The 24,193-nt window shown below is 36.6% G+C and carries 29 protein-coding genes; 20 read left to right on the top strand and 9 right to left on the bottom strand.

Annotated elements, in window-relative coordinates; all coding sequences use genetic code 11:
* Entirely contained in the window at positions 1 to 1,437 is a 1,437-nt protein-coding gene (locus FNL60_RS08645; protein ID WP_002262483.1) for a glutamate synthase subunit beta, read from the top strand.
* Between the two features lie 147 nt (positions 1,438 to 1,584).
* A complete protein-coding gene (locus FNL60_RS08640; RefSeq protein WP_002264906.1) occupies positions 1,585 to 2,220 on the top strand; it encodes a COG3942 and LysM peptidoglycan-binding domain-containing protein in 636 nt (211 codons plus the stop codon).
* Between the two features lie 185 nt (positions 2,221 to 2,405).
* Here FNL60_RS08640 and rnjA read toward each other — a convergent pair whose 3' ends face one another.
* Together rnjA and FNL60_RS08630 are read right to left on the bottom strand one after the other, a co-directional pair.
* Positions 2,406 to 4,088, bottom strand: a complete 1,683-nt coding sequence (rnjA, locus tag FNL60_RS08635) for a ribonuclease J1 (RefSeq protein WP_002264907.1) — start codon at positions 4,086 to 4,088, stop codon at positions 2,406 to 2,408.
* 1 nt (position 4,089) lies between these two features.
* Positions 4,090 to 4,320, bottom strand: a complete 231-nt coding sequence (locus tag FNL60_RS08630) for a DNA-dependent RNA polymerase subunit epsilon (protein ID WP_002268030.1) — start codon at positions 4,318 to 4,320, stop codon at positions 4,090 to 4,092.
* Positions 4,321 to 4,781: 461 nt separating this feature from the next.
* Here FNL60_RS08630 and FNL60_RS08625 point away from each other — a divergent pair, with 461 nt between their 5' ends.
* The 10 genes from FNL60_RS08625 to FNL60_RS08585 all read left to right on the top strand — a co-directional run bounded on the left by FNL60_RS08625 (position 4,782) and on the right by FNL60_RS08585 (position 11,873).
* On the top strand, positions 4,782 to 5,627 hold the full coding sequence (locus FNL60_RS08625) for an ABC transporter ATP-binding protein (protein WP_002280296.1): 846 nt from the start codon (positions 4,782 to 4,784) through the stop codon (positions 5,625 to 5,627).
* Complete coding sequence (locus FNL60_RS08620; RefSeq protein ID WP_002280297.1) at positions 5,620 to 6,333, top strand: ABC transporter permease; 714 nt, start codon at positions 5,620 to 5,622, stop codon at positions 6,331 to 6,333. The genes FNL60_RS08625 and FNL60_RS08620 overlap by 8 nt, the downstream gene beginning before the upstream one ends.
* A 44-nt stretch (positions 6,334 to 6,377) precedes the next feature.
* Positions 6,378 to 7,541: a hypothetical protein gene (locus tag FNL60_RS08615; protein ID WP_002280298.1), complete on the top strand. Its 1,164-nt coding sequence runs from the start codon at positions 6,378 to 6,380 to the stop codon at positions 7,539 to 7,541.
* Positions 7,534 to 8,277 carry a methyltransferase domain-containing protein gene (locus FNL60_RS08610; protein ID WP_002262476.1) on the top strand — a complete coding sequence of 248 codons (744 nt, stop codon included), beginning with the start codon at positions 7,534 to 7,536 and terminating at the stop codon, positions 8,275 to 8,277. The genes FNL60_RS08615 and FNL60_RS08610 overlap by 8 nt, the downstream gene beginning before the upstream one ends.
* Positions 8,264 to 8,974, top strand: coding sequence for an SDR family NAD(P)-dependent oxidoreductase (locus tag FNL60_RS08605; protein WP_002262475.1), 711 nt, complete (start codon positions 8,264 to 8,266; stop codon positions 8,972 to 8,974). The genes FNL60_RS08610 and FNL60_RS08605 overlap by 14 nt, the downstream gene beginning before the upstream one ends.
* 10 nt (positions 8,975 to 8,984) lie before the next feature.
* The gene (locus FNL60_RS08600; protein WP_002262474.1) at positions 8,985 to 9,893 is read left to right on the top strand and encodes a hypothetical protein; all 909 of its coding nucleotides are present in this window, start codon (positions 8,985 to 8,987) and stop codon (positions 9,891 to 9,893) included.
* Between the two features lie 15 nt (positions 9,894 to 9,908).
* On the top strand, positions 9,909 to 11,147 hold the full coding sequence (locus tag FNL60_RS08595) for an aminotransferase class III-fold pyridoxal phosphate-dependent enzyme (protein ID WP_002262473.1): 1,239 nt from the start codon (positions 9,909 to 9,911) through the stop codon (positions 11,145 to 11,147).
* A gap of 204 nt (positions 11,148 to 11,351) precedes the next feature.
* Entirely contained in the window at positions 11,352 to 11,501 is a 150-nt protein-coding gene (locus tag FNL60_RS10385) for a hypothetical protein (RefSeq protein ID WP_002271212.1), read from the top strand.
* Between the two features lie 17 nt (positions 11,502 to 11,518).
* A complete protein-coding gene (locus FNL60_RS08590; protein WP_002262471.1) occupies positions 11,519 to 11,758 on the top strand; it encodes a hypothetical protein in 240 nt (79 codons plus the stop codon).
* Positions 11,736 to 11,873, top strand: coding sequence for a hypothetical protein (locus tag FNL60_RS08585; RefSeq protein WP_002262470.1), 138 nt, complete (start codon positions 11,736 to 11,738; stop codon positions 11,871 to 11,873). The genes FNL60_RS08590 and FNL60_RS08585 overlap by 23 nt, the downstream gene beginning before the upstream one ends.
* 506 nt (positions 11,874 to 12,379) lie before the next feature.
* On the opposite strand, the gene FNL60_RS08580 is transcribed toward FNL60_RS08585, so the two are convergent.
* The 3 genes from FNL60_RS08580 to FNL60_RS08570 all read right to left on the bottom strand — a co-directional run bounded on the left by FNL60_RS08580 (position 12,380) and on the right by FNL60_RS08570 (position 15,692).
* A complete protein-coding gene (locus FNL60_RS08580) occupies positions 12,380 to 13,282 on the bottom strand; it encodes a helix-turn-helix domain-containing protein (protein WP_002262469.1) in 903 nt (300 codons plus the stop codon).
* 374 nt (positions 13,283 to 13,656) lie between these two features.
* Complete coding sequence (locus tag FNL60_RS08575; protein WP_032499022.1) at positions 13,657 to 14,625, bottom strand: aldo/keto reductase; 969 nt, start codon at positions 14,623 to 14,625, stop codon at positions 13,657 to 13,659.
* Positions 14,626 to 14,645: 20 nt separating this feature from the next.
* Positions 14,646 to 15,692, bottom strand: a complete 1,047-nt coding sequence (locus FNL60_RS08570; RefSeq protein WP_002262467.1) for an SDR family oxidoreductase — start codon at positions 15,690 to 15,692, stop codon at positions 14,646 to 14,648.
* 173 nt (positions 15,693 to 15,865) lie between these two features.
* Here FNL60_RS08570 and FNL60_RS08565 point away from each other — a divergent pair, with 173 nt between their 5' ends.
* The 6 genes from FNL60_RS08565 (at position 15,866) to FNL60_RS08540 (ending at position 19,570) form a co-directional block, all read left to right on the top strand.
* Positions 15,866 to 16,324 (top strand): MarR family winged helix-turn-helix transcriptional regulator, encoded by a 459-nt coding sequence (locus tag FNL60_RS08565; RefSeq protein WP_002262634.1) that lies wholly within the window; start codon positions 15,866 to 15,868, stop codon positions 16,322 to 16,324.
* A gap of 10 nt (positions 16,325 to 16,334) precedes the next feature.
* Positions 16,335 to 17,021 (top strand): tRNA (adenosine(37)-N6)-threonylcarbamoyltransferase complex dimerization subunit type 1 TsaB, encoded by a 687-nt coding sequence (gene tsaB, locus FNL60_RS08560; protein WP_002262633.1) that lies wholly within the window; start codon positions 16,335 to 16,337, stop codon positions 17,019 to 17,021.
* Positions 17,021 to 17,455 (top strand): ribosomal protein S18-alanine N-acetyltransferase, encoded by a 435-nt coding sequence (gene rimI, locus FNL60_RS08555; protein WP_002262632.1) that lies wholly within the window; start codon positions 17,021 to 17,023, stop codon positions 17,453 to 17,455. Before tsaB ends, rimI begins: the two co-directional genes overlap by 1 nt.
* A 14-nt stretch (positions 17,456 to 17,469) precedes the next feature.
* The gene (tsaD, locus tag FNL60_RS08550) at positions 17,470 to 18,480 is read left to right on the top strand and encodes a tRNA (adenosine(37)-N6)-threonylcarbamoyltransferase complex transferase subunit TsaD (protein ID WP_002262631.1); all 1,011 of its coding nucleotides are present in this window, start codon (positions 17,470 to 17,472) and stop codon (positions 18,478 to 18,480) included.
* 78 nt (positions 18,481 to 18,558) lie between these two features.
* On the top strand, positions 18,559 to 19,257 hold the full coding sequence (locus FNL60_RS08545) for an AzlC family ABC transporter permease (RefSeq protein WP_002280410.1): 699 nt from the start codon (positions 18,559 to 18,561) through the stop codon (positions 19,255 to 19,257).
* Positions 19,247 to 19,570, top strand: coding sequence for an AzlD domain-containing protein (locus tag FNL60_RS08540; RefSeq protein WP_002262629.1), 324 nt, complete (start codon positions 19,247 to 19,249; stop codon positions 19,568 to 19,570). Before FNL60_RS08545 ends, FNL60_RS08540 begins: the two co-directional genes overlap by 11 nt.
* A 95-nt stretch (positions 19,571 to 19,665) precedes the next feature.
* Here FNL60_RS08540 and FNL60_RS08535 read toward each other — a convergent pair whose 3' ends face one another.
* Both FNL60_RS08535 and FNL60_RS08530 read right to left on the bottom strand, forming a co-directional pair.
* Positions 19,666 to 20,091: a YjdF family protein gene (locus FNL60_RS08535; protein ID WP_002262628.1), complete on the bottom strand. Its 426-nt coding sequence runs from the start codon at positions 20,089 to 20,091 to the stop codon at positions 19,666 to 19,668.
* A 163-nt stretch (positions 20,092 to 20,254) separates the two neighbouring features.
* Complete coding sequence (locus FNL60_RS08530) at positions 20,255 to 21,427, bottom strand: BaiN/RdsA family NAD(P)/FAD-dependent oxidoreductase (RefSeq protein ID WP_002264350.1); 1,173 nt, start codon at positions 21,425 to 21,427, stop codon at positions 20,255 to 20,257.
* Positions 21,428 to 21,561: 134 nt separating this feature from the next.
* On the opposite strand from FNL60_RS08530, the gene FNL60_RS08525 reads away from it, so the two are divergent.
* On the top strand, positions 21,562 to 22,077 hold the full coding sequence (locus FNL60_RS08525) for a DUF536 domain-containing protein (protein WP_002262626.1): 516 nt from the start codon (positions 21,562 to 21,564) through the stop codon (positions 22,075 to 22,077).
* Between the two features lie 95 nt (positions 22,078 to 22,172).
* On the opposite strand, the gene FNL60_RS08520 is transcribed toward FNL60_RS08525, so the two are convergent.
* A complete protein-coding gene (locus FNL60_RS08520; protein ID WP_002267471.1) occupies positions 22,173 to 22,838 on the bottom strand; it encodes an NAD(P)H-dependent oxidoreductase in 666 nt (221 codons plus the stop codon).
* Positions 22,839 to 22,973: 135 nt separating this feature from the next.
* On the opposite strand from FNL60_RS08520, the gene FNL60_RS08515 reads away from it, so the two are divergent.
* Positions 22,974 to 23,294, top strand: coding sequence for a winged helix-turn-helix transcriptional regulator (locus FNL60_RS08515; protein WP_002280411.1), 321 nt, complete (start codon positions 22,974 to 22,976; stop codon positions 23,292 to 23,294).
* Positions 23,295 to 23,645: 351 nt separating this feature from the next.
* Here the strand turns inward: FNL60_RS08515 and FNL60_RS08510 are convergent, their stop codons facing one another.
* A complete protein-coding gene (locus FNL60_RS08510; RefSeq protein WP_002262625.1) occupies positions 23,646 to 23,945 on the bottom strand; it encodes a YbaB/EbfC family nucleoid-associated protein in 300 nt (99 codons plus the stop codon).
* Positions 23,946 to 24,193 lie beyond the last annotated feature (248 nt).

The following is a 24,193-nucleotide window of genomic DNA, read 5'->3' as shown; positions in this document are numbered from 1 at the left end:
ATGGCAGATCCGTTTGGATTTTTAAAGTATGAGCGCAAGGACAATCCCTATCGTCCTGTTAATGAGCGTATCAAAGATTTTGAAGAATTGCAGACAACTTTATCAGTTGAGGAACGTCAAAAGCAAGCTGCTCGCTGTATGAATTGTGGGATCCCTTTCTGTCATGAGGGAACTTTCTATGGTGGCGGTCGTGCTGTTTCAGGTTGTCCCAATGACAATTTAATCCCTGAATGGAATGATTTGATTTATAAGGGCGATTTCAGACGTGCTTTTGAACGCTTGACACGAACTAACCCTTTACCAGAAATGACAGGTCGTGTCTGCCCGGCACCTTGTGAAAAGGCCTGTACAGAAGGTTTAAATGGTTCGGGTGTTACCATTCATGATAATGAACGTTTTATTATTGATAATGCATTTGAAGAAGGCTGGGTAGCTGATTCTGGTCGCCCTATTGAGCGTACAGGTTTTAAAGTAGCTGTCGTAGGTTCAGGTCCTGCTGGCCTATCAGCTGCTTGGCGTCTTAACCAGTTGGGTCACAGTGTAACTGTGTTTGAGCGTTCTGATCGCTTTGGTGGTTTGCTCATGTATGGTATTCCCAATATGAAATTGGATAAGAAAATTGTGCAACGCCGTATTGATACGATGGCTTCAATTGGTATTAATTTTGTTGCCAATACAGAAATTGGTCGTGATATTACAGCAGAAGAATTATTAGAAAAATTTGACCGTGTAATCTTGGCAACTGGAGCTAGCGTTCCTCGTGACTTGGATATTCCAGGCCGTGACTTAAAAGGCATTCGATTTGCTGTTGATTTCTTAACAGAAACGACTAAAAATCTTTTGGACAGTGACACACACGAATTACCGCCCTTGCTTGAAGGAAAACATGTCTTAGTTATTGGCGGTGGCGATACTGGAAATGACTGTATCGGTACGGCTGTTCGTTTGGGAGCTGCTAGTGTTAGACAATTAGAAATTACGCCGCAACTGCCTGAAAAGCGTCTGCCAACAAATCCATGGCCACAATATCCTATGATTAATCGTACAGGCTATGGACAGGAAGAAGCCGATTTTGTTCAACAGACTGATTTGACGGACTATATCACGTCAACAGTAGAATTTCTTGGTGAAAATGGCCAAGTGACTGCGGTGAAGACAATTAAGGTTGGACCTGGTTTCAAAGCCATTGAAGGAACTGAAGAGGTAATTAAGGCAGATCTTGTTCTTCTTGCTATGGGCTTCACAGGTGCTGAAAAAGCGCTCTTTGACCAATTCCGAGTTGAATGTGTTTATGATGACTATTCAACTCGAAATGAGAAGGTTTTTGTTGCAGGTGATGCACGCCGTGGTCCTAGTCTTGTTATTTGGGGAATTCGAGAAGGACGCAAAACAGCAGAGAAAATTGATCAAAACCTCAGAATGATGGTTACAGAGTGAGAGTAGAACAAAAGAGACAGGACTTTCGTCTCAGGCTTTTCTTTGTTATCAATTAGTAATAGAAAAACTTCTTTTTCTTAAAAAAGTTGAAATAATAATTCGGTATGATGTTACTATTACTAAAAGGAGAAGTTAAGAATAATCGTTATGAAAAAACAATTTTTGGAAAAAGCTGTGTTTACTGTTGCGGCTACGGCAGCAACAGTTGTTTTAGGAAATAAAATGGCTGATGCAGACACTTATACTCTTCAAGAAGGAGATTCTTTTTTCAGTGTTGCTCAACGATATCATATGGATGCTTATGAGTTAGCTTCTATGAATGGAAAAGATATTACCAGTCTGATTTTGCCGGGTCAGACTTTAACTGTTAATGGTTCGGCAGCACCGGATAATCAGGCGGCAGCGCCAACTGACACTACGCAAGCAACCACTGAAACGAATGATGCGAATGCCAATACTTATCCTGTTGGTCAATGTACTTGGGGGGTTAAAGCTGTTGCAACTTGGGCAGGCGACTGGTGGGGCAATGGCGGTGATTGGGCCTCTAGTGCTTCTGCACAAGGTTACACTGTCGGTAACACTCCGGCAGTAGGGTCTATTATGTGTTGGACAGATGGTGGTTATGGACATGTTGCCTATGTCACAGCTGTTGGTGAAGATGGTAAAGTTCAAGTACTGGAATCCAATTATAAAGATCAACAATGGGTTGATAACTATCGTGGTTGGTTTGATCCAAATAATAGTGGAACACCAGGCAGTGTCAGTTATATTTATCCTAACTAAAATAAAAAAATTAGAGAAGATTTTCTTTTATCAGATTGACGACAAGCTTTTTGAGGCTTGTCTTTTTTGTTTTAGACAAAATAAAAAGCCAATGTCTGTAGACACTGGCTAAGGATGGGGCAAAGAATAGCGTTTTTGCTTAGGCTTAGACAAGCTCTTTAATAATAGCTGCTTACAATTATGATTTAAGACTTATCTGGTGTCAATATCATAGGAATGATAATAGGTTCACGTTCTGTTTTTTCATATAAAAATGGGCGTAGTGCATTGACAATAGCGCCATTGACCGATTGAATGCTGGCTTCTTTATTTTTTAGAGCGATACGAATCGCATTGAAAAGAATGCGTTGACTGCTGCGGATGAGATCACCAGATTCACGCATATAAATGAAACCGCGGCTGAGAATATCTGGGCCAGCTAAAATCATTTTGGTTTTAAAATCAACAGTTGCTACTGCTAAGACAACACCATCTTCGGAAAGATCATGTCGGTCGCGCAGAACCGCTGTACCAATATCACCAATACCATTACCGTCAACATAAATATCTTGCGCATTGAAATGACCGGCACGTCTAGCAGAATCTTTGGTTAGAGCTAGGACATCACCATTTTCCATGATGAAAATATTGTCTTTAGGGATACCGGTATCAATAGCTAAGCCGGCATGAACCTTTTGCATGCGGTATTCCCCATGAACAGGCATGAAGAATTTAGGTTTTATAAGGCGCAGCATCAATTTTTGTTCTTGTTGTCCGCCGTGTCCTGATGTGTGAATATTATTGACCTTACCATGGATGACTTCTACACCAGCTTCTTGAATGGTATTGATCAGCTTATTAACACTAGTTGTATTACCAGGAATTGGGCTAGATGAGAAAATGACGGTATCACCGGGCTGCAATTGAACTTGTCTGTGTGTTCCATTGGCAATTCGTGAAAGAGCTGCCATAGACTCTCCCTGACTGCCTGTACACATTATCATGATTTCACTAGCATGATATTCTTTGATTTCATTTGGCTCTATAAAAGTCCCCTTGGGTACTTTTATATAACCCAGTTCAATACCGTTGACAATAGCTTTTTCCATCGAACGTCCAAAGACGGCAATTTTACGGCCTGTTTTGACAGCAGCTTCTGCAGCCTGTTGTAAACGAAAAATATTTGAAGCAAAGGATGCAAATATAATACGTCCATGAATACCTTCGATGATATTCATAATGGACTGGCCAACCACTTTTTCAGAATTGGTAAAAGTTGGGATTTCGGCATTGGTTGAATCAGATAAGAGACAAAGAACGCCATCTTCACCCAGTGCGGCCATGCGGTGGATATCTGCTGGCTCACCAACAGGTGTCCAATCAAATTTAAAGTCACCTGTACAGACAACTTTACCTTGAGGAGTATGAATGACAATTCCTAGAGGCTCTGGAATTGAGTGAGTTGTTCGGAAAAAAGTGACGCTAAGATTTTTAAAGGTTAACTCAGTATTATGATTAATTTCATACATCTTAGCATCACGCAAGAGACCGTGTTCTTCCAATTTACCGCGGATGAGAGCTAGAGCCAGAGGTCCTGCATAAATAGGGATATTGGCTTGCTTTAAGAGAAATGGAATCCCACCAATGTGATCTTCGTGTCCATGTGTAATGACGAGAGCTTTTATACGATCCACATTGTCAACAATATAAGAATAGTCAGGAATAACATAGTCAATACCGAGCAGATCGTCTTCAGGGAATTTGATCCCTGCATCAACAATGATGATTTCATCTTGGTATTCAATACCGTAAGTATTTTTACCAATCTCACCTAGACCTCCAATAGCATAAACGCCAACTTCTTCAGGTTTTAAATTAATATTTGCCATTTTAGAACTCCGTTAATTGAAAGGCACCTGTTTCTTTTTCATACTCCAAGTGTTTATCTGAAAGAAGTTCTATTAATTCAATATTATAAGCTATTTTTTCTTCAACTAATTGACGAGCTTGAATACGTCCGTCCAGTTCGGTTTGAGCATCAATATCGAGGTATAAAGTTTTGGTTTGTTCGCGGCGTGGGCTGCTGTCTTTAGTTTCTTGATAGAAAACTTTGTAAATCATAGTGTTCCTTTCTGTCATATCATGATTAATCCAAACTACAAAAAATCAGTCAAATATAACTACATTTGACAAAAATTTATGAAATTTTTACGAGTAATAGATTTAATCTTGATTGTTACAATTACTCAAATTATACCATAATTTAAGGAGTTAGTAAAAGTATTAAAGGAAAATTATTATACTGGGTTCTATCTTTGTTAGTAATGTGAAACCTATATTATCAACTAAAAATGACGATATCCTCTATTAGACTTTAATTTAGCTCCATTTTTACAGCACCTTTTTGATGCTTCAGACTTTAACAAGTTTTGTTGTTTCTTTAATGAAAAGATTTATCAGAGAATTGAGAGACTATCTATAAATTTTCTATAGTGACATTAATGTCGTCTGACATTGATGTCACTTTCTTTTTGTTTTTTTATCTTTTATAATAATGCTATACCGTTAAGAAAGGAAAACGTATGAATACTCCAGTTATTGTTGCCAAAGATATCAGAAAAATTTTTAACAAGGCTGTTGCACTTGATGCTATTAGTTTTTCGATTGAAAAGGGTCAAATCTTTGGATTTCTTGGACCTTCAGGTTCAGGAAAAACCACGACAATCAATATTTTAACCGGACAGTTAATGGCAGACAACGGTCAATCCTCTATTTTAGGACAAGACTCCCGCAAATTAACGAGTCAAGAATTAGGGAAAATCGGTTTAGTCGGTGATACCAGCGGTTTTTATGAAAAAATATCTCTTTATAATAACCTGCTTTTTTATAGTAAATATTATGGGATAGATAAAACGACTGTTGACAATCTCCTCAAGCGGGTCGGTCTCTATGACAGTCGAAAAACAGTAGCCGAAAAGCTCTCGACAGGTATGAAGCAGCGGATGCTTCTAGCTCGTGCATTAATTAATAAGCCTCGCGTTCTATTTCTTGATGAGCCGACCTCAGGTCTTGATCCGGCTACTTCTCAGACTATTCATTCTTTAATTTTAGAACTAAAAGCGGCAGGGACTGCCATTTTTCTAACTACCCATGATATGAATGAGGCTACCCTGCTTTGTGATAAATTGGCTTTGCTTAATGAAGGCCGGCTAGTTGAACAGGGCAGTCCAAAAGATTTAATTCAGAAGTATAATCAAAACAAACGGGTTAAGTTGAATTATCAAGATGGTTCGGAAAGAATTTTAGATTTTACTGAACTAGGTCAAGCGATGGCTAGTGATAGTGAAAAAATAATTGCAATTCATTCTTGCGAACCGACATTAGAAGATATTTTTATTCAATTAACAGGAGGTAAACTCAATGTTTAGACAATTTATGGCTCTTCTTTGGTTGCGATGTCAGATTATTCTTTCTAATAAGAGCATTCTCTTGCAAGTACTTATGCCTGCAGCTTTGATTTATCTTTATCGTTTTATGATAGACAGTCAGTCTGGTCCAAAAGCCCAAATGGCTCTTGCCTATCTGATGATCTGTATTCCTTTTGCCATTGTCCTAGCTGTAGGCAATCCAATTTTAACTATTTTGGCAGATGAAAAAGAAAAGAAAACACTAAAAACTCTGCTGCTTAGCGGTGTTAATACTAGTGAGTACCTCTTATCAACATTAGTTGTCCCAATTGTCTTAACAGTAGTCTATCTGACGCTTACTCCACTTATTTTGGATGTGCCGATTGATCATTTAGTAAATTATTGTCTTGTCGGTAGCGCTACAGCTTTAGTAATCGCACTTCTCTACTTATTGTTAGGCTTACTTGTCAAATCACAAGTTATGGCCCAGGTTGTTGCGGTTCCAACGATGCTTATTTCGGCTTTCTTACCAATGTTATCTGGTATGGATAAAACCGTTACCAAAGTGACAGACTATAGCTTTATGGGTCTTTTTACGAAGTTTTTTACCAAATGGGAAAAATTTTCTTGGCACCATGCCACCTTACAAATATTGAGTTTATTTATCTGGCTTTTGGTTCTTTTGATCCTAATTGTTACAGTAGCTAGACAACAAAAGAAAAGCTAGTTACTCATAAATAAATTAGTCTTCCTTATTACAAGGAGGTTAAAATGGAGGAGAATATGATTGGATTAAATTTTGTCTTTGAAAAAGATGAGTTGCTGTATTCACTGAAATTATCAACTCAAATTGATCAAAACTATAGCTTGGATTATTTTGATTTTGATAAACAAAGTTTTGAAGATTTTATTGATTACTTGGAATTCTTAGAATTTGATCAATATATCTTTATTAAGCTTGAAGAAAATAATAGATTAAAACATCTTGTTAGCTATTTAAAAGCCCAACTTGATATGAAAATTGAAGTAATTGATATTGAAGATCTTGATAACTTACTTGAAAATTCTAAAATACAGGAAATTAAAACTGAATTGGAAAATCATGATTTATATCACAAACTAAGCTCTCTTAAGACAGAGCAAATCTTTCAAAATGGCTTTAAAGCCTTTAAAACTGCTACTTATACAAATTTGCCTAAAGGGTTATTGAAACACGCTTTTGTTGATGATTTGGGGAAATTTATTTCAGAAAATCATAATTTACTAAATCATTTTGCAATCAACAGTGCTGTCTATACAAATAACAAAGTTGTTAAAGAAGAGTGGCCTATTATTATTAAATCTGTGGCAGATTTTGAAAAGCTAAACTTTAAGATTTTGAATCAGGAGTCTTTGAGAAAACTTTTTAGGCAGTTTGTCGATTCTGGACGAATCAGTTTGACAAATTATATTGCGGATTATGGTGTATTAGCGGGAATTGCTAAATTAAATTCCTTATACTTCATGGAGGGGCAGTTTTATTTAGATTCTCAAGCGAAAATGAGACTTGGGAATTCAGGAGACAGCTACCAGAAACTCCATAATCAAGCTAGTTTGCAATTATCGGAAATTGATAATTTATTAATAAAAGAGAATGTAAAATATTTGTTGACAGCCTTGTTAGATATTACATATATTTACGGGGAAGTAGATTTTATTACCCCATATAACAACTATCAAATTGAAGCAGTCGATTTACCGCTTAACCAGTTAGAATGGATTGCCTTTAAAAATGATAGTGCACATTTTGCTTTTAATGTTAAAACTGGGCGTTTATTTAAAGTGAATGATTTAGTTACCCAATATTTAGAATACATCATTAAAGATAAGACCGGTAACATTGACAATAAGAAATTAATGAGTCAAGTGAAGGAGAAGCTGCAAGTATATGGATAAATCATTAATTTTTAGTAAGCTTCAAAAAAGAGCAGAAGAGCTAGAAATCATTGAGAATCTTTATGAGGATGATATCTTTGCGAACTACTACCGATCAATTGTTAATCAAGATGAATTGTTAGAGGATGATATTGACAGCTATAAACAATTTTTTGATAAGTCAATGCCCATTTTAGAAATTGGTAGTGGGACAGGTAGAATTTTTAACCCTTTATTTGAAGATGGCTATAATATTTTTGGTTTAGAGCCTGCAAAAGAAATGGCAAAGTATATTACCAATGAAGGCCGAGATAGGATTTATTCTCTTACCCTACAAGAAATTGGGAATCTTCCGCAGAAAAACATCGAGGTCATTATTATTCCAGCAACTTCAGTTTCGCTTTTCAGTCATGGAGATTTCTATGATTTTTTGAAAAAGATTAAAGAAACTCAGCCCCATATCAAGAGAATTGTATTTGACTTCTTAAAAGAAAGCTTTTTTGAATCAACGGCTGGCCTTATACAATCTAGCCAAATAGATGGTGAAAAATTTTACAATGTTAACTTTTTTGATCAATCTGAAGAACGGATTATCTACAATTTGGTAAGTCCTCAGAAAATAGGTTTTTCTGTTAAATATTCTTATTCCTATGAAATATTAGAAAAACTGTTTAAAGAATCAGGTCTTAGATTGAAAATTATCAAAGATTTAGATAATTATGCCATGGTAGAAGGAGTTTTTCATGGGGAAGAATAATTTGCTTTTAATTGGTTCAGAAAGCCATATTTGTCAGGGCTTTTTGAAAAATTATTCCGAGGATTTTGATCAAATCGTTGGAATTGATTTTCCTAAAAAATCTAGCAGTTTAACAACGTACCTTTCTGTTGATTTTCGACAAGATGATTCTTTCCACAAGATGGAAACCTTTTTAAAAGAATTAGACCTAAACTTTTCCAGCGTTGTGTTTACTTCTGGTATTAATTATATGAATGATGCATTTGGAGTAACACTTAAGGACTGGGAAAACACATTTGATATTAATGTAAAGGCAGCTCTCTTTTCTATGAAGGCAATTTATAGCTATCTGTCTGACAAAGCTTCTATCGTTTTTATAGCTTCGCAAAATGGTGTTGTTGCTCACGAACAAAGAATAGATTATGGGCCTGCCAAAAGTGCCTTAATCCAATTGGCAAAAAATCTATCAGTTGATTACGCTAAAATAGAGGATAAGGATATCAGGGTCAATACAATCTCGCCTTCATATATCATTAATGATAGTAATAAGGAACTGTTATTTTCGAGCTTTGGGAAACGCTTATTAGCAAAGATTCCTTATAGGAAGTTTGTGACTGTTGAAGATGTTAGTCAGACACTATTTTTCCTTCTAAGTAAGAACAGCAGAGCTATGCGTGGACAAAATCTCATTTTAGATTATGGTTATACTATCATTTAGGAGGTAGATAATGTATCAAACAATAGAAGAATATAAGGATATTCAGTACCAAATTAACGATAATAGAAGATGGCTATATAATGTCCGAAACGATCGTATGATTACGTCCAACCATCATTTGGAAAAGTATTTGGAAGCTATTGAAGAACCTGATAACCCTCTGCACGATTTTTATACCTCTCCTTATAGGAGAGGAAAATGGACCAACTTTCACCTGATTAGACTAATTTTAGATAGTTCTAAGATTAATGCTTTCTATAAAATTTCTTTATTTTTAAATAGATGGTATTTAACACTTTTGATGTTAATAAGCAGTTTTATCTTGCTACCTATTGTAGCAACAGCAACCTCTGTTGATTTGACTCATTTTTCACTGGGACACTTTTCAGCTTGGGATATGGTAGCTATTTATTTTGTGACTACTGTGATAATTCTCCCATTGCATGAGTATGCTCACTTCTCAGTTTATTATAAGTATTTGAAACCATCTAAAGTTACTTTTGGATTCTCTTTGAGATATTTTTCTATGCCTGTCTTCTTTATCAAGGTTCCTTTTTATAAAATCTTAAAAGGAAGAAAGAAGAATGAGTTGGTTTTAGCTGGTGTAAAATTTCAAGTTGCTATTTGGTTTTTCTTAACCTTAATAGCTTTGATATATCCATCTAATTTCCTATTTGGATTAATCATTGTCAATCTAGGACTTATTGTTACCAATTTATTGCCGTTTTTAAAATTAGATGGTTATTGGTATCTTAGCAACTTGCTTAAGGTAGAGGACTACATGGCTTATTTCAAGGATATGTTTTCAAAGAATAAAAAGTTCAGATTAGATATCTTTTTGTTAGGTATCGTAAATTTTCTTATGATCATTCTTTCCATTATTAGTTTTATTCATAGTTTACTTGGCCATTTTATTTAGAAGGTGAGGAGAAAAATGAAAAATTATGCTTTGCTAAACGGTGCTTATGATAATAAAACCATGTATGATTTCAAGCCCGTCAGGGCAGATAACACTTATTTATATGATAGTCAAAATAGGAAGTATCTTGATTTAAGAAGTGGTTTATGGAATACTTCACTTGGTTATATTGATTCTCTCTACCAACGGGTTTCCAAGCGATTTGATCAAGTATTAAATAAAAAACTCCCTTATCTTGATATTCATTCTTTTCAACATGATATTTACGATGAAGTGGCCCAAAAAGTTTTAGAGCTAACAGGGCATGCTTTTAAGCGAGTTCTTTATACGAATTCTGGTTCAGAAAATACAGAATTAGCTTTAAAAATCGCTGATTATACCAATAAGAAGGGGGAAAATAATCGTATTCTAGCCTTTAAAGATTCTTATCATGGAACCTTCTTTGGCGGTGTTTCAGTGAGTGGTATTGATCAAGAAATCAATAGTTCTTTCTATCCGAAATATGGAGAAGTAACGTTTATAGACTACCCCAAATCTGCAGAACAAGAAAAAAATGTCCTAGATTATATTGCCAATGTAGCTTCCTTCTATGATGTCATGATGATTGAACCGATTTTGGCTTCGGCAGGTATCTACTTTGCCAGTACAGATTTTTTCAATGCACTTTTAAAACTACTGAGAAAAAATCAAGTTTTGATTGTCTTTGATGAGGTAGCTACTGGATTTTTTAAAACAGGGAAGCCGTTTTATTTCCAACAGTTATCTGAAAAACCGGATATTTTATGCCTCAGTAAAGCTATTAATAACGGCATTACGTCTTTTGGCTGCGTCTGTGTTAATGAAGAAGTTGATGCAAAATTACAGAAAAATCCCAAAACGATGGAGCATTTCTCAACTCAAAATGGGAATCTTTTAGGATTAGAGTCGGCTAATATTGTTCTGGATTACTATCTTAAGTCTAGAGACGTTATAAAAGGCAAAGTCAAAGATATTTCTGATAGTATTTCAAATGTCTTAGATTCACAAAATGTGTTCTACCGTAATCAGGGAATTATGACAGCGATTAGGACAGAAAGCAACCAATCGTTACAGCTAATGAAGTCGTTAGAAAAACTTGGGATACTTACTTATCTTTACGTTAATGAAGAAGAAGAGGGACTGTCTATTATGCCACCGATTAATATTAATCTAAATGTTTTAGAAAAAGCTCTCAAATTGATTTCTAAAAAAATTGAAAGTCAAAATTCTTTTTAAGCTCAGTTTTTAGAGATAAAAACTTTGAAAGGGGGTGATGAAATGGAAGAAAAGAAGCAAATGTCTAATGTGAATCTTTATCAAGAAATTGAAGTTGACGAATTAAACACTAACTTTGGAAAGTTAATTTGGCAAGCATTGTTACAGCCAGTTATTTTATAGCTTAATCAAATTTCTAATATAATTTTGAAGGGAGGTGATAGAATGAAAGGACAAAATAAAAATGAGACAAAGCTGTCTGTTTTAAAATTTGAGGAAGTTACTTCAGAAGAATTAAATGGTTGGGGGTCTTATGCTTTAGGAGTAGCAGTAGGTGCAGGAGGAAGTTTAGCTGTTGCTGTTGCTATCACTTAATATAGAGAGGAGTTCCTGTGAAAATATTACTTTCAAGAAAGCTACTCTATTTGGAAGTTTTCATAACATTAATATTAGCATATTTAGGTTCAAGTTTTTTAAAGAATCATGAGATATTAACGAATTTTCAAATTTTGTTAGTTAGTACCTTGTCGATTCTTACTGTTTTTACAGCAGGAGTCGCAGTTGCAAATTTTAAAACAAATCAAGAAATTAAAAAGAAGGAGGAAAAAGATGGAAAAAGAGTTGATGTTTGAAGAGGTCACAGTTGAAGAGCTGAATGGAATTAATCTTAATGACTTTAATAATGGGGTTATAGCAGGAGCAGCAGTTGTTGCAGCAGGAGCGGGACTTGCTGCTGTTCTGACATAGACAGATATAATTCTTTAAGATGGAGACAAATTTCTTTTTGGAGGTTTGTCTTTTTGTTTATTTTAATAAGTTACAGTAAAAAGTGTTCTGTACTAATCTAATAAATCAAAAAAGAAAAGCCCTGTAATACCCTTAGCAGGTAAATATACCTACTATAGATATTACAGAGCTAGTTGCTATAATTAATAATTTACTAGAGATTGTCTAACTGAAGAGAAGTAGTGTCTAATAGATGTTCATTATTAGCGCACGGCCATTACTAACATAACAAGGGTAGTTAAAATTTCCAATACTTTTTTCAAGTTCATTTGATAAAGACTTCCTTTCATTTGATGAGTCTATTCTACCCCAGATTCCTCAAAGCAACAACGACATTAGTGTCACCTCTTGGAAAAAGAATATTTTTCTAAAGAGAATCATCCTTTTTGTACTAGTGACTTCCCCTTTTACTTTGAAAGTATAGACGCTAAAGTTCTTTGTTATGCTAAACTTAATAACCTCTCTTGCTAGTCTATCCCATCATTTGCCATCTCCATCTTAACATCTGCAATTATAACAGGATCACCTAGAACTTCGCCCATCACCAAGGCTTGCTGATAGAGTTCCTTAGCTTTTTTCTTATCCTTGACAACCTTGACATAGTACTTGGCTTCAAGTTCTAAAAGTGGCGGTTTATAGGTGTGAAGCTGAGCCTTATCAATAATTCGCTGAGCCTTCTTCATTAAAGGAAGAAGATTCTGGTAATCATTATGAAGGGCATAAACACCTGATGCCTCCATAACAGCAATCAAAAGTTCAATATTATAAAGTTCGTCTACTGTTAGCTCTTGCTTGAGCAATTTTTGCTCAAGCAACTTGAAAGTTGTCTGATCATAGTCCGCTGTTTTTCCGCACTTTTGTAAAAAATAGCTCATGTAAAGATAGTCATTAAAGGCAAAGGTCTCCTTTTTGAGGACTTGCTCAAAGGCATCGTCGTAAATCTCCTCAATGTTAGGAATGTCTTTTTCATGAAAACTGTCTAGGATATTCTCTGACAAATCTAAAAAGAGCAGTTCATCCTCAGGCAGGATATCAAAGTATTTGTCATAGATTTCTTCGATCAGCTCCTGTTTTTGCTGAAGTCTTTCCTTATCAGCATAGGTGGGAAATTTAACAATCTGCCCCTTTAGCTCCCAGTAATCATCTGGCAGCTGGATATCGCTGCCTTCCAGCAGGTCGGCTATTTTAGTTCCTAAGCGATCAGCAATGAATTCTAATTTTTCTAGGGTCGGCAAAGACTGCCCGCCCTCAATCCGCTGAAGCTGTCGAATGGTCAGTTTTGTTTCATCTCCGCACAAAAGGCTTTGTGTGAGTTGCTTGCGATTCCTTTCTGCTTTAATCCGCCGTCCTAAATCTTCTTTTATTGTCATGATGGCTCAGTTCCTCTCAATATGCTGATTATATCATTATCTCCTATGTCTGTACAGTATCAAGAATGGTTTTCTGTTATTCTGGATTCTGAAATGTTTCGGTTTAGATTTTCCACTTGTTGCTATGTCTGTCTTTAAGTTTAGTTATCAGCTATGGTGCAGTTCATAATATCTGTAGTGGGTAAATCCGCCTTGGATAGTGTAGGAATGTTAAATAACGCTTTTCCTAGTGATTTTCTTTTATCGTTCTACAAAAGTTTCATTTAAAATTAAAGGTGTTAAGATTTTAGATGTATTGGTATTTTAAATATCATTTGGGAGGATCAGATTGCTGTTTTCCTGATTTATTATTAGTCTTAGAACAAGAAATAGTGCTAATTCAGCTTTTCACTGTCAACGCTTAATTTTTGCAGATCTGTTTTAGTCAGTTTAAAATTTTGTGCTTCAAGATTGCTTTGAGCTTGTTTGAGACTGCTGGCGCCAGGAATGGCAAAAATGGTGCTAACATGTGCATGGATTAACCAGTTAAGAGAAATCTGTGCAGGTGTCTTATGATATTTATCAGCCAGTTTTTGCAGAAGCTCAATCAAGGGTTGAGTTTTTTTAAGACTGCGGCTGCTTAATTCGGAATTTAATCGCCGTAACATGGAGATCTTTTTGATGCTGTCTGATTCTGCATGAAAGCGGCCTGTCAGTACACCTTGCTGTAAGGGACTGTATGCAATAAGAGAGATCCCTCGCTCTTTAGCAACATCTAAAACACCGTTTCGCTCTGGTTTGCGGTGCAAAAGGTTATATTTTACTTGGTTAGAATCCAGTCTTAAACCAAACGATTTGAGGAGCTCATCCATTTTTACCATTTGATGGGCCGAAAAGTTGCTGACCCCAATGGCTTTTATAAGGCCTTTTTCTTGCAAGTTTGCTAATTCTTCTGCTTGTTTTTTGAGAGAGGAAATGGAAGTAGGGTGATGAATTTGGTAAAGATCAATAAAAGGTCTTTGCAGGTTACTCAGTCTGCCGCTGAAAGTCTGTGCAATTGTTTTGGCAGATCGCAAAAGCGGAAACCATTTATCAGCAATATAGATAGTTTCTGTCAGACTGCCTTCTTTTTCCAGCAGCTTTAGGATACTGCCGATAAATTTTTCTGAATTTCCATGTCCATAATACTCAGCGGTATCAAGCCAGTTAATTCTGCCTTGCAAAGAGGCTTTAATGATATCATAAACCAAATAACTGCTAACAGGTTTCCACCAGTTTCTGCCCTGGTTGCTAAATTGCCAAGTTCCCAGTCCGATAGGAGATAGAAGAAGATCTGAGTGCCCTAAAGATCTTAAGTTTTTTATAAAAAAGCTCCTTTTGATTACTAGTTCAGATAGCCGTGATTGCGATACCAGCGGACAGTATCTAACAAGGTTTCCTCAAAAGGTCTGAATTGTCCGCCAAGTTCCTGCTCAGTTTTTTTATGGCTAAAATATGTCCGAAGATATTCTTCAGCTGTAATGTCTGCAATTTCTTTGCTGACCAGAACAGGTTTGCCAGTAATCTTATGATAAAGTTCATTCCATTGGGCTAATGCCTGAACTAGAAAAATGGGAATATGACGTTTTGGAGCAGGAATGCCTGTTATTTCTTCCAAGGTTTTGACAATACTTTCCATAGTCATATGACGGCCTGCTGCCAAATAGCGTTCATTTCTGCGCCCGTATTTTAGAGCTAAAATATGAATATCAGCAACATCTCTGGTATCAACGACACTATAGCTAGCTTTGGTGATGATCCCGGGTAGTTTTTGCTGCATGTAATCCAAGATTAGTTGTCCCGTAGCAGTTGGTCCCATATCTCCCGGACCATACATAGAACCTGGTAAAACATAGCAAAGAAATAAATCTGGATACTCCTTAAGAAAATTGCTCACAGCATTTTCGCTTAGGATTTTACTACGATAATAGTCTAATTTGGTACTAGGATCTCGTGACATCGTCTCATCAATTAGCTGATGACGTTCCCCTTTAAGTACAGCAATAGAAGACGTATGAATCATTTGACGAATACCTTCTTCGTAGGCTGCTTTCAATAAATGAGTGGTTCCTGTAACATTAGTATCGTAGAGTTCTTGCCAATGTTTTCCGCCTTTGTGACTATCGCGAAAAAAAGCAGCTGTATGAAAAAGAGTGTCGCAATCGGTAAAAGCAGACCGAAAAGCTTCGGGATTAAGGATGTCTCCTTTAACATACTGGATAGGCAAATCACCAAATTGTAACCTAGCTTTTTCCATGGAACGTACGAGAGCAGTGACTTTAATACCTTGTTTAAGTAAAGCGCGAACAAGATTGTTACCTAAAAGACCGGTGGCACCAGTTACAAAAGCATGTTTGATAGTTCTTGGACTTCTTGTGTAAGGAGAATTCATTTCAATTGTCCTTTCTTAGTGGCGAGTTAATTAATAAAAGTTTAATCAAAAATAGATGACATGTCATCTATTTTTGATTATTTTATATTTTTTAACTTAAATTGTCAACAATTTGGTGAATCTAGTGTAAAATAATAAAGAAACGAATTATATTTTTAAAAGGAAAGTGCACAATGTCATTGAAAGGGTCTCAATTTAGGTATTTATTTAAAAGTGCTGAAAAACTGGCTATGAAAGAATTAAGTAAATTATTAGAACCTTTGGGAATAACTCCTAATCAAGGAGAAGTCCTTGTTATATTAGGAAGCTGTGCTCCATTATCTTTAAAAGAATTAGGAAATCTACTCATCTGTGAAGAGAAAAGTCCTAGCAGATTGGTACAGTCACTTATTAAGAAAGGTTTAGTTGCTAAAGAAAGATCGACCAGTGACGGGCGCAGCTTCCTGCTTTCTTTAACGGCAGCAGGCCTAAAACTGCTGCCGCAAGTTGAAGCATGCGAAAATAATTTTGATCAAAAATTAGAGAAAGACTACCCAGAAATTGAACGTTTTAGTCAAGCTTTAAGGGAGTATACGAAAGGTAGTTTTTACGAGGAGAAGCTCAAACGTCGTTCTCTCTGGGATAAAGAATGAAAGGAAATTCATGAAACTTTTAGCATTTGATACCTCTAGCACAGCACTCTCTGTTGCTATTTTAGAGGATGATCGGTTATTAGCTGACGCAAGTCTCACTATCAAAAAAAATCATAGCATTAGTCTGATGCCAACCATTGATTTTTTGATGAAGTCAGTTAATTTAAGTCCTCAAGATCTGGATAGGATTGTGGTTGCTGAAGGACCGGGATCCTACACAGGTCTACGCGTGGCTGTAGCGACAGCGAAGACCTTGGCTTATACGCTTACTATTGATTTGGTTGGCGTGTCTAGCTTAGCGGCGCTGGCGCTTAATAGTCATCATGAAGGGTTCATTGTACCTATCATGGATGCCAGGCGGAATCATGTTTATGTTGGTTTTTATGAAAATGGCAGAGCAGCGAAGGCTGATCAATATGCTTCTTTGAATGCTGTTTTGGAACAATTAAAAGGAAGAAAGCAAGTCACCTTTGTAGGAGAAGTGACAGCATTTCGCCAAGAAATTAATCAGACCTTTCCTGAGGCAAAAGTCTTGGAAGTTCTGCCATCCGCTTTTAAAATCGGTCAGGTCGGACAAAAGCTTACTCCAGTTGATGTTCATGCCTTTGTTCCCAAATACCTTAAAAAAGTGGAAGCAGAAGAGAATTGGCTCAAAACGCATGAAGATTCTGGTCTTTCTTATGTCAAACGGGTGTAATGATGAAAGATGAGAAAAACCAAGAAATAGCTGCTATCCTTTTTGCCATCCTAGAGGATGTTTATCAGGTCTCTCCTTGGAGTCAAAAACAGATTTTAACTGATATGAATCGTCTAGATGTGGATTATTTTTTTGCTTATGATGATAAGGAAATTGTGGGCTTTTTATCTATTCAGCATTTAGTAGGGGAGTTAGAATTGACAAATATAGCTATTAAGAAGGCCTATCAAGGACAGGGGCTAGGTAGTCAACTCTTGGCGATGTTAACAAAGGATGAACTGCCCATCTTTCTAGAAGTACGAGCTTCCAATCAAGCAGCACAAGCTCTTTATCAAAAATTTGGCTTTCGATCTCTTACTACAAGAAAGGATTATTATCATAATCCTAAAGAAGATGCCATTTTGATGAAACGTGAAGGTTTAATAGATTATTAAGATAAGAAAGACATATGATAGATAGATACATTTTAGCCATCGAATCATCCTGTGATGAAACCAGTGTGGCCATTTTAAAAAATGAAGATCAACTTTTAAGCAATATTATTGCCAGTCAGGTAGAAAGTCATAAGCGTTTTGGTGGTGTGGTACCAGAAGTTGCCAGTCGTCACCATGTTGAAGTCATTACGCTTTGTATTCAGGATGCTTTGCAGGAAGCTGGAATTACTGCAGGTGATTTATCTGCTGTTGCGGTAACTTATGGTCCGGGTCTTGTTGGAGCCCTTTTGGTAGGAATGGCAGCAGCTAAAGCTTTTGCTTGGGCTAATCATTTGCCCTTAATTCCAGTTAATCATATGGCAGGTCATTTAATGGCAGCACAAAGCATTGCCGATTTGCAGTATCCGCTTTTAGCGCTCTTGGTGTCAGGGGGACATACAGAACTTGTCTATGTAGCGGCTCCCGGTGATTATCGTATTGTTGGGGAGACTCGAGACGATGCTGTTGGTGAGGCTTATGACAAAGTCGGGCGCGTCATGGGCCTTACTTATCCTGCAGGCAAAGAAATTGATCAACTAGCTCATCAAGGGCAAGATATCTATGATTTTCCGCGCGCTATGATTAAAGAAGACAATTTGGAATTTTCCTTTTCAGGTCTTAAATCAGCTTTTATTAATCTTCATCATAATGCCCGACAAAAAGGAGAGCAACTCCGCTTAGAAGATTTATGCGCTTCTTTCCAAGCAGCTGTTTTGGATATCTTGATGGTGAAAACAAAAAAGGCTTTGGCAGCTTATCCTGTAAAAACTTTGGTTATTGCTGGAGGTGTGGCAGCTAACCAAGGTCTTCGTGAACGCCTAAAAGAAGACATAAAAGATATTAATGTTGTCATTCCACCACTACGTCTTTGTGGTGATAATGCTGGAATGATTGCTTATGCTGCGGCCGTTGAATATGAAAAGGGCCATTTTGCAGAACTCGATCTAAATGCTAAACCCAGTTTGGCTTTTGAAGGATTAGAATAAAAGTCAATACTCTGAACCCCATGTTCAAGTATATTTTTCTATGTTATAATAAAGGTATTATCTTTTGTGGAGAATTGTATGCAAGAAAAAGGCTTCAAGGAAGGAGTTAAGGCATCTCTGCCAACAGCCTTAGGTTATGTTAGTATTGGACTTGCCTGTGGAGTTGTAGGAGCAAATTCAGGTTTAACGACTTTTCAGATGGGCTTAATGAGTCTGTTAGTCTATGCTGGCAGCGCTCAATTTGTTATGTGCGCCATGTTTGTAGCTGGTGCAGATTTATTTTCAATTGTCATGACTGTTTTTTTAATTAATCTTCGAAATTTCTTGATGAGTTTGCATGCGACAACGATCTTTACTAAATCCAGTCTTTGGCAAACTATCTGTATCGGAACACTCATTACAGATGAAAGTTATGGTGTTCTCTTGAATGAACATGTTCATCATAAAAATATTAGTACAGCTTGGATGCATGGCAATAATATTACGGGGTATATTGCTTGGTTATTTGCAGTTATTTTGGGAACTGCCTTGGGTTCTGTTATTCCTAATCCTGAGACGCTTGGTTTAGATTTTGCGCTTATTGCCATGTTTGTTTCTATCTTTGAATCTCAATTAGCCGCTATGATGCAGTTCGTAAAGCTTAAAAAGATAGGACTTATTTTATTGGCTGTAACCTTATCTTATTTTTTATTAGTTATTGTGATATCTGAATCTTTGGCTGTTTTACTTTCAACATTAATAGGTTGTTTTGCGGGGGTGCTTCTTGATGTCAGATAATTTTATTTTACTTGCCATAGGACTTAGTGCCTTAGTAACATGGATTCCACGGATTGCTCCCTTTATTTTAACTAAATATAAAGCCTTGCCGAATTTTATTATTCGTTTTCTCAATTATCTGCCAATTACGATTATCTTTGCTTTAACATTATCTAGCGTTGTCATTGAAAGAACAGGGCATTTACCAAGTATCAAATGGTTGGAATTGTTGGCGGTGTTGCCGACTTTCTGGGTGGCTGCCAAGACAAAGAATATCCTCTTAGCAGTGGTGGCAGGAGTTCTTATAATGGCTTTTCTAAGATTTGTTTTTTGAAGATAGAGCACTTTGGTTCTTATTCCTACCAAGGAAGGTAAATGTTTTTACTATCTTTTCTGTGAGAATAAAAAAATCAAAAAAAGCAAGAACATTTAGTGTCCTTGCCTTTTTTGATGGCGTTTTTCCTGCTTCAGTTGATATTTGTACTGCTTTAGAGCTTGCCGTTTTTCTTTACTTTGAGATTTTTTCTCTTTTTTTAAAGCCTCATGAAGCTTTTGCATCTCTGCCTGAGCCTTAGTAGAAACCGCAGACTGTTTTTTGGATTTATTAAGAACCCTTTGCATACGCTTGGGATTCATCTTCTTAGGCTGCGGTATACTATCAGCATGAGAACTAGTTTTGATATGATCGTATTTCTTAATCAAACTGGGCAGCTTTTTAGCAATAAAGTTCCAAATATCAGAATCCTTAGGCTCTTTGCCAAATGGATAACGAAAGACTTTATATTGTCCTTTACGGTTGACATGTTCAACCAAAGCAAACCAAAATGTGCCATCAAAATAGACTGTCAATTTCATGATAGTCCCCTCCAAAAGAAAATTTGATAAAGGACGACCTGGAGGGAAGGTTACTGACATCATCATGATGCTTGCAGACTACCAACTGCAACGTGTTTTTATATCATAAATCATTATAGCACGATGGGAATTACAGGTAAAGATTAAAGTAATATTATAATTATTAGTAGTGTAAACTGCCAGCAACCCAGCCAGTACAAAGGGCTGCTGTGATATTGAAGCCGCCAGTATGGGCGTTAATATCAAGCACTTCACCAGCAAAATGTAGACCAGAAATAGTTTTGCTTTCCAAGGTTTTAGGATTGATTTCCTTTAAGTCAATACCACCCTTGGTCACAAAAGACTTAGCTAGAGACATTTTACCAGTAATTGGAATCGGTAAAGCTTTGATTTTATGGAGAATTTTTTCCAAATCTTTTTTGGAAAGCTGTTTGACCTTGTGGTCATAACCTTCTGATAGAAATGCTGCTAGACGTTCAGGCAAGAATGTCTTCAAGGCATTTTTCAACGATTTTTCCCGAGTTGTTTCAATTTTTTTCAGCAATGCTTCTTTAGTAAGCTGTGGTAATAAATCTAAATAGGCTGTTTCTCCTCCCTGAATAAAAGTGGATAAGCGCAGTGCTGCAGGACCAGATAGACCAAAATGCGTAAAAAGCAGATCATGATTGATCTGATGTTTACCACATGTCAATGTCACATCATCAAGTGAAATCCCCTGTAGCGCTTTGTGAGGAAAATCAGTCAGTAGAGGACTCTCAGCGGCTTCAAGATGGGTCACTTTCAATTTGAAATGTTTAGCAATAGCATAACCAAAGCCAGTTGAACCGGTGGAAGGATAAGATTTTCCGCCAGTTGTAATAATCAACTGCTGGCAGGTGAAAGCTTCATCAGCTGATTTAACAATAAACTGTCCATCCTCTTTTTTGACGGAAACAATTTCGCACTGTGTCTTGATTAAACCACCAAGTTCTTTGATTTTTCTTTCCAGACAATCAATAATAGTGCATGATTTGTTTGTTTTGGGAAAGACTCTGCCGTGATCTTCAACCTTTAAGGCGACGCCATTATCTTCAAAAAAAGACATAATATCATGATTATCAAATTGAGAAAAAACACTATGGAGAAAACGTCCATTGCCGGGAATACCGGCTAGTAAATCCTCTAAAGTGCCGTTATTGGTAACATTACAGCGTCCTCCACCAGTACCAGCCAGCTTTTTACCAAGCCGTTTGTTCTTTTCTAGAAGAAGGGCTTTCTTACCATAAAACCCAGCAGAAATGCAGGCCATCATACCCGCAGGCCCGCCGCCGATAACGATTGTATCAAAATGTGTCATGATTTTATTCTAGCATAAATGATGCTCCTTTAATAGGAAAAGAAACAACAGGTTGTTTTCCTATCATAAATTGACAGATTAAGGGCGATATGATACTATCTTCATAGTATTAATTCTGTAAAAATGAGGATATTATGGCAATTGAAAAGACAGTCAGCGAATTGGCTGAGATTTTAGGAGTGAGCCGACAAGCGGTTAATAATCGTGTCAAATCTTTTCCTGAAGAGTATGTTGAAAAGAATGATAAAGGTGTTACTGTTGTTAATCGTGCTGGTCTGATCAAATTAGAAGAAATTTATAAGAAAACTATTTTTGAAGATGAACCTGTCAGTGAAGAAGCAAAACAACGTGAATTTCTAGAAATTTTGATTGATGAGAAGAATACAGAAATCACTCGTCTTTATGATCAGCTCAAAGCAAAAGACAGTCAGCTAGAATCAAAGGACGAACAGCTGCGTATCAAAGATGTTCAAATTGCTGAAAAAGATAAGCAAATTGATCAACAACAGCAATTAACATTGACGGCTATGCAAGACAAAGAACAATTGAAGCTGGAACTTGATGAAGCCAAAGCAGAAGTTGAAGAAATTCAAAGCCAGCAAGAAGGCATTAAAAAAGGCTTTTTTGCACGTTTATTTGGTGGAAAATAAGGGACTTCTGTATGTAGAGGCTTTTTAAGCAGTTATAAGGAAATAACCATTAGCATGTTTTTAAAAAGAAGTAAAAAAGCAGCTGAGCGCTGCTTTTAAATGTATCGGACCACATCTTCTTTACTTTGCCGAGTTTTAGGGGTGGCTTCCTCATCACGGTAGCCAAAGCCAGCCATGACAGATACGCCAAATTCTTGAGGATTGATGATTCCCTTGTTCGCTAGAAGTGTCTCAACCTTTTCTTGGTCAAATCCCTCAATTGGGCAGGAGTCAATCTCTAAGCAGGCTGCGACAGTCAGCATATTGGCCAAGGCGATATAAGTCTGCTTGGAAGCCCAGTCAAAAATGGTCTGGTCACTGTCTAAAAGTTTAAAATCACTTTTTTGAAAATGTTCAAATGATTGGCGTTTACCAGTAGCTTGTTCATCGGATAAGTGTTGAATATCCGTCATGATATGGGAGATATAGTTCGAGCTGTAAATGGTGTCTGGTTTTTTACGCGCTAGAAGGATGACAAAGTGACTGGCACCCTTTAGGCTGTTCTTAGCACCCCAAGCTATGGGAGCTAAGTCATTCTTCAGTTCTTTATCCTGAATGACTAGAAACTGCCAAGGCTCAAAACCGAAAGAACTAGGTGAGAGTCGGCCGGTCTCTAAGATAGTTTGAAAATCCTTATCAGAGATTTTTTTATTAGGATTGAAATGTTTGCAGGCATAGCGGAAATGAAAAGCTTGTAAGAGTTCTTCTGCTTGAATAGTCATATATTTTCCTCCAAGTAATATTTCTTTCTTTTATTATAGCACGATGAAAGAATTTCTTGAAGAACGCAAATTTTTGTTATATACTATATAAAAAGTTACCTAGCTATATTTTTTATACTGAAAGAAGGGAAGAATATGCAGACAGATGTCAATAAGGAACGGATGTGTCCTGTTGCAAAAACCTTGAGTCTGATTGGTGGAAAATGGAAGGGACTGCTTATCTACCGCTTGATAGATGGGAAAAAACGATTTAATGAACTGCAGAGGATGAACCCAAGAATTTCTCATAGGAGCTTAACCCTGCAGCTCAGAGAATTAGAAGCTAGCGGTCTGATCAAGCGAACGGTCTATCCGGTTATACCACCTAAAGTAGAGTATGAACTAACAGAATTGGGACAGTCTATGAAGCCAATCATTATAGCCATGTACCAGTGGGGGACGAGATTATCAAGATAAAGAAAGTGAAGGAACGGCCTCCGCTAAGCAAACTCGGTAGTAGGGTAAAATATTGACTGATATAAAAAATGTAGTTTACTCGTGGTACTAGTTAATCTCAAAAATTCAGTTTGTAATAACAGTAAGACTAATAAAGATTCGTCTGAAACCTTAGACATCTGACGTTATAACGGTATTTTATCGGAACTGGGCAATAGTTCTGATAGAGCAGATGAGAGATTTTTGATGATTGTTGTGTAGTCCAATTGGGTCTTTTCTTCTTAACTAGTACCACGGGACAATTAGCATGTTTTTGAAAAGAAAACTGGCTCATTCTCTTTGAGGAGAATTGCCAGTTTTTTGTTGTAAGGATTAGAATGGTAATTTACCTGCAAATGCCCCCATTGTCTTTTGCGTAGCATCTTCAATTTGACCAAGTGCATCATTAATAGCCTGAACAGTCATATCTTGCAGAGTTTCCCTATCATCGGGATCAACAACAGCTTCTTTAAAGTCAATAGAAACTAATTTCTTATTACCTGTAAAGGTTGCGACAACAAGATCTTGTGCAGATTTACCAACAAAAGTCATGCTAGCCAATTCAGACTGCTTTTTTTCCATTTGCTTTTGCAATTTTTGCGCTTGTTTCATCATATTTTGCATATTCATCATAAGATTTTTAAGATTCCTTTCGTGACAAGGGTTTAGACCTTGTTTAAATTTGTTTGTGGATTAAAATCGTCTTATTGAAAAGTAAGAACTGAGTTGTCAGCCTGTTTTTTATTATATCATTTTTAATTAGCTAGAGGAAGAAGTTTTACATTGATAGTGTTAGAGTTTTTTAATGCTATATTAAGACAGATCTTAGGATGAAGATCAAGCTTTCTTTCTAAGAGCAAAAATTTTTTGCTCTTTTTATA

It is taken from the genome of Streptococcus mutans (genome assembly GCF_006739205.1).
Classification (GTDB): Bacteria; Bacillota; Bacilli; order Lactobacillales; family Streptococcaceae; genus Streptococcus; species Streptococcus mutans.
The sequence above is the reverse complement of the archived record's forward strand: the minus strand, read 5'-3'. Positions and strand labels throughout refer to the sequence as shown.